Below are 13,537 nucleotides of genomic sequence, written 5' to 3' on the forward strand. Positions count from 1 at the left end.
TATATAAACTATAGCATATCTGCCGCGAATCACATATTGAATCAGGGACAGGAATGGAGGCGCCGTTCGGGCTCCGGAACGTATGTAGATGAGATTAATTTGAGAGAGATATCTTAAATAAAGAATGTCAAAAAAGACAGGACCATCCCGCAAAGGATGGTCCAAAAACTTGCCGTTACAGACAGCGCGCTGAAACGTATCATAAAAAGAGCGGAATTATTGCCGGAATTCCTTATACTTATTGGAAGAGTGTGCGCAAGATGGCGGGTTACAATGATCCAACATCCAGTCGGGCAAGGGTGGAGGAGTTATTGGCGCCAGAATCAATAAGAATTAACAAAAGATAAAGGAGAAAAAGATGGATACTAAGCAACGTAAAATTATTTTAGCCATAACCTTAGCATATACGGTTTTCATTCTTTATTTTATGTTTTTCGGTTTAGGCAGAACAGATACCCTGGATCGGGAGACGGGTCACACCTTTCTATTTTTACCTGATGGTTTTTTTAAGCTTCCGAGTCTATCTGATCTTCTACATCCTACGCTGATGGATATTGTGGGTTTTGGAAACATTGTGGCCTTCATCCCTTTTGGTATCTTGATACTGTTGTTATATCGGGTAGGCTTCCTTCGTTTCATGATCTTATTCATCCTGTCTATCCTTGTACTGGAAACCGTTCAGGCACTCACTTTGCTCGGAAGCTTTGATATGAACGACGTTATTCAAAATGCATCAGGCGCGGCGATCGGATTCGGGGCGTATAGATTAGGATATCGTACAGAAAAGATCTGGACAAACATAGCTGCTACGGGCATCTCCGTTGTTCTCCTGATAATTGGAGTTTGGGGGATCTTCGAGGTTGTCGACAAAGCGCTCACTAAAGAATTAGGCCCCTTTGTCGCGTTAAACGAGCTGAAGAGCAGCAGTATAAATTCACCAAGCGGAACAATGCGGGACAGCTTCCAACTGGGCGGACAGAACGTAGAACCCCAGTATAATGCGTATAGCACCGAAGACAAAAATATGGTGACGTACACGTACACGCTGGACAAAAAGGAGCTTTATCTCTACTTGAATTACGGGATTCCAGATCAAGAGGATTCTCATGGGAGTCTGCGTATATCTGCCGACGGCCAGGAGTATCTATCCACATCCGCAGAAGCCCAAAGCCATGAAATTGGGATGACCTCCGTTTATATTCAAGGGGCTAATGAGCTCACAATCACCCTGGAGGGGGATGTGAAAATATGGGATGTTGGGTTTAGGGAGATGAAATACGACTGGAACTGGTAAAGGGGAAAGATCAAGTGCAGTTGGGAGAGAGTAGGCTGACAAGAGTGTTCCAACCTGTATAACGGTTTTTTCTATTTTAAAATATACAGTTCTGAAATATCATAAAGATACCAAAAGAGACAGGGGATGGAATTGTGAGCAAGCATTCAGGTTTGTTAATAGGAGACAACGTATACCTGCGCCCGCTGAACGGGGAGGATGCCGAGCAGTATTATCATATGTTCTATGGTGCAGAGGTACGCAGGCTCACAGGGACGCAGAGGCATATCAACAAAGAGCAGATCTCAGCATATATCGACCGAAAAGCAGGGGATGACAGTGCAGTACTGCTGTTGATTGCCCTAAAAGAAACGGATGAGGTGATCGGTGACATCGCCATTCAGGATATGGACCGTGGCAACCGCTCCGCTGGTCTGCGCCTCGCGATCGGTGACGAGCGGCATCAGAATAAGGGATATGGCCGGGAAGCGCTGATCCTGATGCTTGACTACGGCTTCGGCATTCTGAACCTGCACCGGATTGAGCTGGAGGTCTATTCGTTTAACAGCCGTGCTGCCCATGTCTATGAGAGCGTCGGCTTTGTCCGGGAGGGCGTGCGGCGGCATACGCTTTTCTATAATCATGAGTACCATGATGCTGTAATGATGAGCATGCTGGAGAATGAGTACCGGGAGCGCTATTTAAAATAAAGGTCAAAATAGGTCAAAAAGTGAATTATACCCAAAAACCATCTGCAAAATCAGCCAAAACGCCGGGATTTCCCGGTTTTTTGGCGTATACCGGTTTTGAGATTCTGGAGAGGCAGAACTATAATAAAACCAGAAGGTCAAATAAAGTCAAAGTCAAATTAAAAGTCAATGAGAGGAGAATGAGCGATGTTTGATTTGGTTCCTTTTGGAAAACGCAGAGATGACGTATTTGGTGCATTGGCAAAGTCTTTAAATGAAGTGTTCAACGATGATTTTTTTGCCCCGATGACCAGTTCCACCCTGTCTTTCCGGACGGATATCCGCGAGAGTGAGCAGGCGTATCTGATTGAGGCTGAACTGCCCGGCTTCAAAAAAGAAGAAATCGACATTGATTATGCCAGCCCTTATCTGACGATTAAAGCCGTGCGCAAGGATGAGAACAGCCAGGAGAATGAAGATCACAAGATCGTGCGCCGGGAGCGCCGCTACGGAGAATATGTCCGCCGTTTCTATGTGCAGGATATTAACGAAGACGAAATCCGCGCTTCACTTAAGGATGGACTGCTGTTGCTTGAAGTGCCAAAACGGCAGAAATCAGCCGGCAAACGCATCGAGATTCAGGACCACGGGACTACCGGACCGCAGCTTCAGTAAGCTGTTCAAGTCTCGCGCGAAGGTGCTGAAGCAGTGAGTTCCGGGCCGGCGGCCAGCCGAAGTCCCCTCTGAGCTCCGCAGTCACGGCAGCTTCACCGGGCTTTTCATATAGCAGTTCATAAAAAGGCGCATTGTAGTGGGGGATACCGGCTATGGTGCGTCTTTTTTTGGGAAACGGATAGAATAAATAGATGAGCGGATTCGTATAGGAAATTAGCGAAAGGAGAGGGCCATGGTGGCGGCAAAAAACTACTATGAAGCGCTTGGCGTAAGCAAGCAGGCTAGCAGGCAGGAGATCAAAAAAGCCTATCAGAAGCTGGCCAAACAATGGCATCCCGATGTCAACAAGGCCCCGGGCGCCGAAGAAAAATTCAAGGAAGCGGCGGAAGCCTACGAGGTGCTCGGCAACGAAGAAAAGCGCAAAGCCTATGATGAGGAGCTTCGTTACGGGGCAGGCCGGCCCGGGCAGTCGGGAGCCTGGAGAACCTCCGGCGCTTCGTCCGGTTCCGGCCGGGAGTCGCCGTTTGGTGCGGGCTGGAGCGGAAGCTATTCCACCGCCGGCGGGATTCCTGAAGAGGATTTGTTCAGTATGTTCTTTGGCAGCCGCGGCGCGGCGGACCGGTCCGGGTTTGATTTTTTCTCCGGCAGCGGCAGCAGCTTCGGCGGAACGCAGGGCATCATGCAGGCTCAGCTGGAGATTACGCTGGAGCAGGCCTATAAGGGCGGAAACGTCAGGGTGCAGGTGGGCGGAAAGGATGTCACGGTAAGCATCCCGGCGCGTTCTCCGGAAGGAACGGTCATTCGTGTGCCGGGTAGCGCTGAGAAAGGTGCAGCCGGGATAGACGACCTGCTGATTGTGCTGCATCTTGCTCCGCATGAGCTTTACGAGGCGGAAGACGGCGATCTGTACGGTGCGGTTGAAATTGCTCCCTGGCAGGCTGTGCTTGGCGGAGAAGCGAAGGTTCCGCTGCCTGACGGCAGCAGCATCAAGCTGAAGATTCCGGCCGGAACAGCAGGCGGCCGAACGCTGCGTGTTCCCGGCAAGGGGCTGAAGCGCCAGAGCGGCGGAAACGGGGACATTCTGTTCCTGATTGAAATAGTAATCCCGCCGGATACCAGCATCGAAGAGAAGAATCTATACCGTAAGCTGGCCGAAGCATCCAGCTTCCAGGCCGGAGCGAAACGGCAGGGCGGCGGAACGCGGCGGCCGAAGGCTGCGATGGGGTAACAGCGGGTAATAACAGATAAGGAACAAGTTCCAGAGGAAAGGTGATGGAGACCATGGATTTCAATAAATTAACGCAAAAGCTGCAGGAAGCCGTTGCCGCGGCACAGTCGCTGGCTGCGGCAAGTGGCCATCAGGAGATTGACAATCTCCATCTGCTGAAGGCGCTTCTTCAGCAGCATGAAGGTCTGCTGCCGCGGCTGCTGCAGAAGATGAACATTCCTGCAGCCGAGCTGCTGCGCGGCACGGAGGAGCTGCTGCAGAGGAAGCCGAGTGTCAGCGGATCGGGTGCAGGAACGATGCGGCGCTATGCCTCGGCATCGCTGCTGGAGGTGCTGGATCAGGCCGAGAAGGAAGCGGCCGCGATGCAGGATGAGTTCGTGGCCGTGGAGCACGCCGTACTGGCGATGGTCTCGGACACGGGCAGCGCGAACCGGGAGCTGCGCGGACTCTTCACCAGCCGCGGCGTGACCCGCGACAAGCTGCTGGCGGTGCTGGCGGACATCCGCGGCCACCAGCGGGTGACCAGCCGGGAGCCGGAGGCCACCTATGAGGTGCTGGAGAAATACGGCCGTGATCTGGTGGCTGAGGTACGGGCCGGCAAGATCGATCCTGTCATCGGACGCGACGGGGAAATCCGCCGGGTGATTCGTATCCTCTCCCGCAAGACGAAGAACAATCCGGTGCTGATCGGCGAACCCGGCGTAGGGAAGACAGCGATTGTCGAAGGTCTGGCTCACCGGATTGTCCGCAGGGATGTGCCGGAGGGGCTGAAGGATAAGACGATCTTCTCACTGGATATGAGCGCCCTGGTCGCCGGGGCCAAATACCGCGGGGAATTCGAGGAGCGGCTGCAGGCCGTATTGAAAGAGATCCGCGAAAGCAACGGCCGGATTATCCTTTTTATCGATGAGCTGCACACGATTGTCGGTGCAGGCAAAACCGAAGGCGCGATGGATGCCGGGAATATGCTGAAGCCGATGCTGGCCCGCGGCGAGCTGCACTGTATCGGGGCGACAACACTGGATGAATACCGCAAATACATCGAGAAGGACCCGGCGCTGGAGCGCCGCTTCCAGCAGGTGCTGGTCAGCGAGCCGGATGTCGAGGACACGATTTCGATTCTGCGCGGCTTGAAGGAGCGGTTCGAGGTGCATCATGGGGTCAAAATCCATGACAGCGCACTTGTTGCTGCGGGCGTGTTATCCAACCGCTATATCACCGACCGCTTCCTGCCGGATAAGGCGATTGATCTGGTGGATGAAGCCTGCGCAATGATCCGTACCGAGATTGACTCCATGCCGGGTGAGATGGATGAGGTTACCCGCCGCCTGATGCAGATGGAGATTGAAGAAGCCGCGCTGAAAAAGGAAACCGACGATGCCAGCGCCCGCCGCCTGGAGATCCTGCAGCGGGAGCTGGCGGATCTGAAAGAGAAACATCTGGGCATGACGGCCCGCTGGGAGAAGGAAAAGTCAGCAATTCAGGGCATCCGCGACCTGAAAAAAAGACTGGAGCAGGCCCGCAAAGACCTGGTTGACGCGCAGGAGGCCTACGACCTGAATAAGTCAGCGGAGCTGAGCTACGGCATTATTCCTGAGCTGGAGAAGCAGGTTAAGGCTGCCGAGGAAGCGGCCCAGCAGGATCAGGAGAGCCGGCTGCTGCGCGAGGCTGTGACCGAAGAGGAGATCGCCGATATCGTGTCCCGCTGGACCGGAGTTCCGGTCAGCAGACTGGTGGAAGGCGAGCGGGATAAGCTGCTGCGGCTGGAGGAGACGCTGCATGAGCGGGTCGTCGGGCAGGAGGAGGCGGTGTCGCTTGTGGCTGACGCCGTGCTGCGTGCCCGGGCCGGAATTAAGGACCCGAACCGTCCGATCGGTTCGTTCCTGTTCCTCGGCCCGACTGGTGTCGGCAAGACGGAGCTGGCGAAAGCGCTGGCCGTCTCACTGTTCGACCGGGAGGACGGCATGATCCGTATCGACATGTCAGAGTACATGGAGAAGCACAGCGTCTCCCGGCTCGTGGGTGCGCCTCCGGGATATATCGGCTATGAGGAAGGCGGCCAGCTTACGGAGGCGGTCCGCCGCCAGCCGTACACCGTTGTACTGCTGGACGAAGTGGAAAAGGCGCACCCGGATGTCTTCAACATCCTGCTGCAGCTGCTGGATGACGGGCGGCTGACCGATTCCCAAGGCCGGATCGTGGATTTCAAGAACACGATTGTTATAATGACTTCTAATATCGGCTCGCCGCATCTCATCCAGGGTACAGATGATAACGGGGAGCTGACGCAGGCGGTCAAAGACCGGGTGATGAAGGAGCTGAGCGGCCATTTCCGTCCTGAATTCCTGAACCGGGTGGATGACATTGTAATGTTCAAGCCGCTGACGCTGGGCGAAATCGGGCAGATTGTTGTCAAACTGGCGGATGGTTTGCGTACACGTCTGGCTGAACGGGGAATCGGCCTTACGCTGAGCGAAGCGGCGGTGCGGTTCATTGCCCGGGAGGGCTTCGATCCAGTGTACGGCGCAAGACCGCTGAAACGCTTCATCCAGCGCAGCCTGGAGACTCCCGTTGCGCGGGCGCTGATCGCTGGGGAAGCGGAGGAAGGCTCAATCCTGGCGGTTGATGAGGCGGACGGCAGGCTGAATGTGGCCATCCGGCGTCCTGAGGCGGCTGGAGCGCCTAGGGTTTAAGCCTGCTGAGTGCTGCCGCTGTTCAACTTAAGCTAACTCCATAAAGCAAATAGCTGCACTTCATACAGTTAAATGCACCGGCAATTGTTACATCGCAGGTGAAGCTGTATTTAGTGCAGCTATTTTATGTTTTTCAGCTTAATTTGCCTATTGAGGGAATTTTAATTGCACCAAATACAGCTACAAACCCAATTGGGTGTTTTTAACTCAAAGCAGCTGTACAGAGTGCAATTAGAGTAATACATAAGCGATATTTGGGCAGATTTGTTCACACTGGAGGCTGTATATGGAGCGAAAAGTGGTTATCCGCGGAATCTATTGCAAAATATGCAGCAGATTTCCGGCGGTTGGCCTAATATAGGGCTCCGATTGTACTTCATACAGTGGAATTCGCTGATTTGCGGAAAAAAGGGGATTCCGGGCATAATCTGCTGCATCAAATGCAGCAGAATGCTGTTTGCGCCATTTTAAGGCGGATCTGCTGTACAAATTACAATCGAGCTGGCGGTCTTTTACGGCGACAATGATAGCGGAAATTCGCAGGAACCGCAGCCGTACGATTTCTCACAGCAGCTCACCCTTCTTCTGCAAATGACGGTACAGCAGATAAGCGAAGGCTGAACAGAGCAGGGCGCACAGGCCGATGAAGCCGTATCCCGCCTGCAGTCCGCGTAGCAGCCCTGCACCTTCCTCGGCACCGGAGGAGAACAGCTGCTTGATCTCCTCGGTGATCGCGCCGATGAAGTAGTTACCCAGCACACTGGCTACGCCCATCAGGGTGACGATGAAGGTAATCGCCGTATCGCTGCCCTGGCGGTACCGGTCGGCGATCAGCGCCATAATGGTCGGATAGACCGGCGCGATGCCGACACCGGCAATAGCAAACAGGACGGCACCGGACTCCCCGAGCAGGATGGCAGCGAACGTGCACAGCCCGGAGAATGCGGAGAAAAGAATCAGCGAGAGGGCGAAGCCGATTTTGTCGGTCACGGGGCCGAGAATGAGCCGGGCCAGCGTGAAGCAGAGAAAAAAGGCGGACAGCATGCCCGCAGCAGAGGCGGAACGCCAGCCGTAGGCTTTTTCCAGAAAGTTAACCAGCCAGCCGCCGACCGCCAGCTCCGAAATAACACCGAACGACAGCACCGCGACCAGCAGCCAGATCACCGGATCGCGGGAGATGGACGATAACGGAATACGGTCCTCTGTCAGCGTAGCATCGCCCGGGAATTTGCCGAGAAAGGCCGGAATCATCGGGAGGACGGATAACATGAGAATAATCAGATAGACGCCCCGCCAATCCAGCATATGGCCAAATATCGTGACGGTCATCAGCCCGGAAGAAATCAGCGGCGCGATGGTGGAGCTAAGACCATAGAAGAAATGGGACAGATTCATCATCGTGCCGGTATTTTTCACAAAAATCCGCGCACCGAGCACCGCCAGGCCAATCTCCAGCATCCCGTTGCCGATATACATCAGGAAAAATGAGCTCGACAGCGCCGGGTAGCTATGAGACAGGAAGATGAACACGCCGGATACAGCCATTGAGCCGAAGGCGAGCAGGCTTACCGCCTTGATACCGATTTTACGGATTAATAGTGCAGTGAAGGTGCAGGCCAGCAGATAACCGAGCGAGTTCAGCGACAGCAGCGTCCCGAGCTGCATTTCATCCAGCCGGAGATCGCTCTGGATACGCGGGATAGCGGGCCCTTTAATATTTTCAGAAAAGCCAAAAATCAGAAAGCCGACGAATACGGTCAGCAGCTGCAGAATGTAATTGCGTTTGGATGATGATGCCGGTGTTGGACGGATGTCAGCCTTCAAGATGTACCTCCTGGATTTTGAAATCACTGGGTTTGGAGCCCAAACCGCATGAGGTCCATTATATCACCGTTCACTCTGTCCAAGGAACCAGTTTGGGGTGCTGGTCGAGAATCGACTGATATTGCTCCATCCATCCGTAGACGCCGTCGGGGTCCAGCTGCATACAGCGTATATATTTATCGAGCCGGTATTCCGGCCGGGACCAGCCGAGATGCTTGAGCCGCAGATTGCTGAGCTGATGGGGCAATTCAAAAATATTCTCCGGGAGCCGTCCGCAGTGCTGCGGTGAGTCATTCCAGACATAGGGAAAATCCTCCCGGTAGCGGAGCAGGAACGGGCGGTAGCTCTGGTGGGAGCGCCAGTACATGTCTTCACGGTAATGATGGTCGTCCCAGAAATCGTACAGCCGGAAGCAGAACAGGTCACAGTTGTCTTCCTGCAGCAGAATCTCTATATCCTGGGCGAAACGTGCCTCGAACATTTCATCCGCATCCAGGCTCAGAATCCACTCGGGTTTTGTTTTGACGACCTCTTCCCACTGCTGCTTGCGCAGCTCGGCTTCATTGCTGAACCTGGAGACGGTATTGTGCACAAGGTGAAGCGGGATACCCTGAAGAACTTCCCGGCAGATGTCCGCAGTGTCATCCGTGCTGCCGTCATCAATGATGACGGCCTCGTCAATGTATTTGCGGTGCTCCTGCAGTACTGTCCGCAGGAAGCGGGGAGCTTCGTTCTTGACGGCCATCATCAGCGTGAGCTTGGGCCGCTTGGCGGCCGCAGACGAAGCAGCTGCCCTAGCGGTATTAGGGGAATTCTCCGGCTGGGACAGCGGATCCTTATGAAGGCGGTTCTCCGCTTCCGCCGCCGACCACATGACGGAAGCAGGCTCCGGATCCGGCCGGAGCTGCGGCTCGGCCGTTACCCCGGCCTTGTCTGCTGCCCCGGACTCAGATCCGCCCGCCGTCACCTCTGCGCTTGTAAGCCGGATGAAGTCTGTGACCTTGGCCAGGTCGCTATCCCGGTACAGATGCAGAGCCGGATAATGCGTATCCACATGGAGCGGAATGCCAAGGGCAGCGGCACGGATACAGAAGTGGCGGTCTTCTCCCCAGTAGGAAATATTCGGAATCCTGTCATAGCTGATTCCTGACTCAATGGCCCGGCGGCTGATCAGGGTGCATGCGCCGAGGCCGCCTACTTCATAAATTCCCGGCTGCTGGAGCCTGGACAGGAATAGCTGGAATCTGCGGTTGATCTCCTCCGGACCTACCTTTTCCCCGGGGAGAATCTCCCACTGGTTGTATTCATCATGCATCCAGACCTGCGGCTGCATTAAGGTGTCTGGCTGCCACTGGGTCCAGAATATCTCCGAAATAATATCCTTCTCCGTCCGGATCAGATGAAGCAGCGTATCCGGATGGAGGATCAGGTCGGAATCAATCAGGAACAGATGATCATAGCCGAAGGCCTCTGCCCGGCGGATCATCAGGTTTTTGAAGCCGGCCACTTTCCAGACGAGGTCGGAATTCCAGAAATGAGTGGTATCATTGCGGATATACGCATCATGGAAGCCGGAGGACTGGTGGAAGACCTCGCTGCCGCCCGGGTCGAATTTCCGGAGCAGCTCACTTGCAGCATCATCCTCATTGTCATCGATAAAATAGTAATCCAGTGTCACTCCGTCACACCGCAGGCGCAGCAGTGAATTCAGGAACTCTTGCAGGATTTGCGGTTTTTGGTGAATCGGGCTGCCAACCAGCACCCGGGTCTTCGTCTCGCTCATAGCCGAACCCTCCTGAATAGGGTTATCATGGTATAGAACATCTCCTTGCATCCACAAATAGATGATGTGAGTTATATATATTCAATATATTTAGAGATGTACGGGACTAACCCTAATTTTGCATGATTTCTAGGAAAAAGCGGGAGGTAGAGAACATGTCGGAAACAGTGAACAAGGTTAGATTATCACAATGGGATGCGCTGTTATTGGAGTCCCTGCGGGGACGGGGCTGGTCGAATGAAGAGCTGCTGGCCATTACCTCTGCCGGAGAACTGCCGGTAGACAACAGTCCGTTCGAATTTGATTATCAGCAGCTTGCGGCTCTTGCAGGTGAGAAGCCGGAAGAATACCGGCAGGCGGTAATGGAAGGCTACCAGATTAAATACAATACGATCCGCGGCATCCGCAGCTGGATCTCTGTTGCCCTCGGCCTCGAGCCGCAGCTGGAGCTGGAGGAAGGCAAGGAAGCGGTTGAGGTGTCCTTAAACGCTGACGAGAAAAAACGTGTGGAAAACGTTCTGTCCTTTGGCTGGGTGATCAACGCCGGACCGGAGTCCGGAGTCTACCGGATTGAGCCGATCCAGCGGTAAGCCGCACTATAAATTAAATTGCCTCCCGGCAACCAGCCGGGGGGCAATTTTTTTGGCAGATGGGGTTGGAAACTTATTATTCAGTGTCTGAAACGCGGGAACAGGGATAGACGTATGATAAGAAGCATGGAATCGTTTAGGGGGAATCCTGCCGCCCGGTCTTTACTGCATATTCAGCTGAATTTTGCGGGTGCTGAGTACGCCTTCCAGGCCGGTAGGGTCGTTACTTACTTTGCGGGATACAAAGGCTTCAGCCCGCTCCGAGGTGCGGATACGCACCGGCTTGGTCTCCATATGCACCAGTTCCCACATAACGTCAGCTACGGACTCTGCCGTCTGGGGCTCTACATTCCGCTGCAGAAAGGTTGCGGTGTAAGCATCGATTACCGGCTTATATTCGTCGTCCAGAATCCCGCCGGTGCCGGCTACATGCCCCAGCACGGTTTTGTTGAATTCTGTGGCAATCGCCCCTGCCTCCAGCAAAGTTACGTCGATGTTGAATTGCGGTTTGTAATAGGTAGCCAGACTTTCCAGCAGCCCTTCTACCGCAAATTTGCTGGCGCAGTATATTTCATTCATCGGCTGTCCGACAAGTCCGCCTACACTTGAAGTGGCCACGATATGAGCGTATCCGCTCTTGCGCAGCAGCGGCAGTGCGGCCCGGATCGTATGCATTACACCGTATACGTTGGTGTCGAAGACGCGCTGAATATCTTCCACCGGCGCTTGTCCAAGTGCGCGGAGGTAGCCGAAGCCGGCATTTGCGAACAGCACATCCAGAGAGCCGTGCTCACGCTCAATCTCGTCAATCACAAGCTGGATGCTGTCCGGATCTGTGACTTCGAGATGGACGAAATGCAGATGGGTCTCTTCGCAGTACAGCTCCTGGTCACGGGCCAGATTCCGCGTGCCGGCGTATACAGTCCAGCCTTCACGGGCGAATTTCAAAGCCGTAGCCAGTCCGATTCCGGAAGAGGCGCCGGTAATGCAGATGATTTTGCTCATTTTAAATGCAACCTCCAATGAATTAATTGTTGGATAAATTAGGAATTTCCAAACACATTATAGCATGTACCGGGTGCATCTCTCTTATGTCCGGCATAAAGTCCGCATTTTCGCCTATTTTTACGGCCAGCTTAAGTTGTATCAAAGATTTCATTACTGTAGACTATAATTAAGTCTATAGTAGTAAGCGAATGGAGAGGAACAATGGAAGTATTTAAACGTTATTACGCAAATATAACGATCCGGCGCTTTGGAATACTGGTGCTGATCGGACTTCTGCTCTACAGTATCAGAGACATGCTGAATTTAGTGCTCCTGACGTTTTTGATTGCTTACGTGATGAACAGTTTTCAGGTTCTGCTGACGAAGCGGATCAGCAAGTATATCCGGGTAAACAGCAAGGTCATTATTATCGTGTTGTACCTGGCCCTTATCACCATGATTGTACTTGCCCTGGTAAAATACCTGCCCAAAGTGTTCGAGCAAATTAAGCAGTTAACCACCTTTTTATCGAATTTAACTCCCGAAGACATCCCGCAAAACCAGATTACCCAGTACATATTCGTTACGCTCAAGGATTTGAATTATCAGTCTTATCTCAAGGGCGGAATTGACTATGTGTTCAAAATCAGCAACTGGGGCACCACCTTCGTATTATCCACCATTCTGAGCTTTGTTTTCATCCTGGAAAAAAGCCGCATCGTCAGCTTCACTTCCCGCCTGAGAGAGAGCAAGATATCCTGGTTCTACGTTGAGCTTGAGTATTTCGGCAAAAAATTCATTTCCTCCTTTGGCAAAGTCATTGAGGCGCAGATTCTGATCGCACTGTTCAATACCGTGTTCACCGTTATAGGGCTGTGGATTCTGGGCATGTTCTTCTCACCGTTCCCTTACCTGTTTGCGCTTTCTATCATGATTTTCCTGCTCAGTCTGATTCCGGTAGTCGGCTTTGTCATCTCGCTGGTTCCGCTTTGTATTATCGGCTATAATATCGGCGGGCTGGAAGTGGTCATCTATGTATTAGCTATGATCGCAGTGCTGCACTTTATGGAGGGTTATTTCCTGAATCCGAAGCTGATGTCCTCGAAGATGAACCTGCCCATGTTCTATACGTTTATCGTGCTGCTGTTCTCCGAGCATTACATTGGCGTATGGGGACTTATTCTCGGGATTCCGATCTTTGTATTCTTCTTGGATATCCTTGAAGTTACCCGTGAAGAGCCCGGCAAGAAGCCGGAAATTTCATAAAACAGGAAAGGCAGCCCGTAAGCAGAATTGCTGAGAGGCTGCCTTTTTTGTAACTAACATAAGATATGTTGTCGCCTAAGTATGCAAATTCTAAGATTAAGTATGCGGCTATCAGCCGAACGCGGTAGTGACACTTTGGGTTACAAGCTCTCGTAATTCGGCTTTTTGGACAGTGTACTGCTCTCTGGAAATGCTGCCGCTGGCCAGCCGTGAATCCAGCTGCTGAGTCAGCTGTGCGACCTGGAGGTTGATAACCTTATGGATATTCCCGCCGTTCTCTGCGGCAATATCCTTCAGGGACTTGCCGTCATACAGTGCCTCGTATAGCTCTTCGTCAGAAGACTGGTTCAGCGCATCCAGCAGTTCGTCCTTGTCCGCCACACTTGCGGAAGTGGACCATTTGGCTACCGGTAACGTGACGGCGGCCGGTTTGCCCCAGGCCGTTCCTCCGAAAGACATCGCTACAATCATTGTCCCAACGATCATTACTCGTTTTATGTTCATATAAATATCCTCTTTTCGTTTGCCG

At 53.0% G+C, this 13,537-nt stretch carries 11 protein-coding genes; 7 read left to right on the top strand and 4 right to left on the bottom strand.

Features of this window, described 5'->3' with window-relative positions; translation table 11 throughout:
• Positions 1–358: 358 nt before the first annotated feature.
• The 5 genes from JRJ22_RS01610 (at position 359) to clpB (ending at position 6,558) form a co-directional block, all read left to right on the top strand.
• Positions 359–1,294 carry a VanZ family protein gene (locus JRJ22_RS01610; RefSeq protein WP_206102854.1) on the top strand — a complete coding sequence of 312 codons (936 nt, stop codon included), beginning with the start codon at positions 359–361 and terminating at the stop codon, positions 1,292–1,294.
• Between the two features lie 134 nt (positions 1,295–1,428).
• Positions 1,429–1,983, top strand: a complete 555-nt coding sequence (locus JRJ22_RS01615) for a GNAT family N-acetyltransferase (protein WP_206102855.1) — start codon at positions 1,429–1,431, stop codon at positions 1,981–1,983.
• A gap of 186 nt (positions 1,984–2,169) precedes the next feature.
• On the top strand, positions 2,170–2,637 hold the full coding sequence (locus JRJ22_RS01620) for an Hsp20/alpha crystallin family protein (protein ID WP_206102856.1): 468 nt from the start codon (positions 2,170–2,172) through the stop codon (positions 2,635–2,637).
• Between the two features lie 232 nt (positions 2,638–2,869).
• Positions 2,870–3,865 carry a DnaJ C-terminal domain-containing protein gene (locus tag JRJ22_RS29395; protein WP_206102857.1) on the top strand — a complete coding sequence of 332 codons (996 nt, stop codon included), beginning with the start codon at positions 2,870–2,872 and terminating at the stop codon, positions 3,863–3,865.
• A gap of 53 nt (positions 3,866–3,918) precedes the next feature.
• On the top strand, positions 3,919–6,558 hold the full coding sequence (clpB, locus tag JRJ22_RS01630) for an ATP-dependent chaperone ClpB (protein ID WP_206102858.1): 2,640 nt from the start codon (positions 3,919–3,921) through the stop codon (positions 6,556–6,558).
• A 564-nt stretch (positions 6,559–7,122) separates the two neighbouring features.
• Here the strand turns inward: clpB and JRJ22_RS01635 are convergent.
• Together JRJ22_RS01635 and JRJ22_RS01640 are read right to left on the bottom strand one after the other, a co-directional pair.
• Positions 7,123–8,382 (bottom strand): MFS transporter, encoded by a 1,260-nt coding sequence (locus JRJ22_RS01635; protein WP_206102859.1) that lies wholly within the window; start codon positions 8,380–8,382, stop codon positions 7,123–7,125.
• A gap of 70 nt (positions 8,383–8,452) precedes the next feature.
• The gene (locus JRJ22_RS01640; RefSeq protein ID WP_206102860.1) at positions 8,453–10,165 is read right to left on the bottom strand and encodes a glycosyltransferase family 2 protein; all 1,713 of its coding nucleotides are present in this window, start codon (positions 10,163–10,165) and stop codon (positions 8,453–8,455) included.
• 155 nt (positions 10,166–10,320) lie between these two features.
• Between JRJ22_RS01640 and JRJ22_RS01645 the strand changes: the two genes are divergently transcribed.
• Positions 10,321–10,755, top strand: coding sequence for a hypothetical protein (locus tag JRJ22_RS01645; RefSeq protein ID WP_206102861.1), 435 nt, complete (start codon positions 10,321–10,323; stop codon positions 10,753–10,755).
• 162 nt (positions 10,756–10,917) lie between these two features.
• On the opposite strand, the gene JRJ22_RS01650 is transcribed toward JRJ22_RS01645, so the two are convergent.
• Positions 10,918–11,760 carry an SDR family oxidoreductase gene (locus JRJ22_RS01650; protein WP_206102862.1) on the bottom strand — a complete coding sequence of 281 codons (843 nt, stop codon included), beginning with the start codon at positions 11,758–11,760 and terminating at the stop codon, positions 10,918–10,920.
• Between the two features lie 204 nt (positions 11,761–11,964).
• On the opposite strand from JRJ22_RS01650, the gene JRJ22_RS01655 reads away from it, so the two are divergent.
• Positions 11,965–13,008: an AI-2E family transporter gene (locus tag JRJ22_RS01655; RefSeq protein ID WP_206102863.1), complete on the top strand. Its 1,044-nt coding sequence runs from the start codon at positions 11,965–11,967 to the stop codon at positions 13,006–13,008.
• Between the two features lie 111 nt (positions 13,009–13,119).
• Here the strand turns inward: JRJ22_RS01655 and JRJ22_RS01660 are convergent, their stop codons facing one another.
• A complete protein-coding gene (locus JRJ22_RS01660; protein ID WP_206102864.1) occupies positions 13,120–13,512 on the bottom strand; it encodes a hypothetical protein in 393 nt (130 codons plus the stop codon).
• Positions 13,513–13,537: the final 25 nt, after the last annotated feature.

It is taken from the genome of Paenibacillus tianjinensis, from assembly GCF_017086365.1.
Classification (GTDB): domain Bacteria; phylum Bacillota; class Bacilli; order Paenibacillales; family Paenibacillaceae; genus Paenibacillus_AQ; species Paenibacillus_AQ tianjinensis.

What these genes read in the sequence shown, in the direction of transcription:
- JRJ22_RS01610 (WP_206102854.1), top strand. Translation starts at nt 359, where the DNA reads ATGGATACTAAGCAACGTAAAATTATTTTAGCCATAACCTTAGCATAT.
- JRJ22_RS01620 (WP_206102856.1), top strand. Translation starts at nt 2,170, where the DNA reads ATGTTTGATTTGGTTCCTTTTGGAAAACGCAGAGATGACGTATTTGGT.
- JRJ22_RS29395 (WP_206102857.1), top strand. Translation starts at nt 2,870, where the DNA reads ATGGTGGCGGCAAAAAACTACTATGAAGCGCTTGGCGTAAGCAAGCAG.
- clpB (WP_206102858.1), top strand. Translation starts at nt 3,919, where the DNA reads ATGGATTTCAATAAATTAACGCAAAAGCTGCAGGAAGCCGTTGCCGCG.
- JRJ22_RS01640 (WP_206102860.1), bottom strand. Translation starts at nt 10,165, where the DNA reads ATGAGCGAGACGAAGACCCGGGTGCTGGTTGGCAGCCCGATTCACCAA.
- JRJ22_RS01645 (WP_206102861.1), top strand. Translation starts at nt 10,321, where the DNA reads ATGTCGGAAACAGTGAACAAGGTTAGATTATCACAATGGGATGCGCTG.
- JRJ22_RS01650 (WP_206102862.1), bottom strand. Translation starts at nt 11,760, where the DNA reads ATGAGCAAAATCATCTGCATTACCGGCGCCTCTTCCGGAATCGGACTG.
- JRJ22_RS01655 (WP_206102863.1), top strand. Translation starts at nt 11,965, where the DNA reads ATGGAAGTATTTAAACGTTATTACGCAAATATAACGATCCGGCGCTTT.
- JRJ22_RS01660 (WP_206102864.1), bottom strand. Translation starts at nt 13,512, where the DNA reads ATGAACATAAAACGAGTAATGATCGTTGGGACAATGATTGTAGCGATG.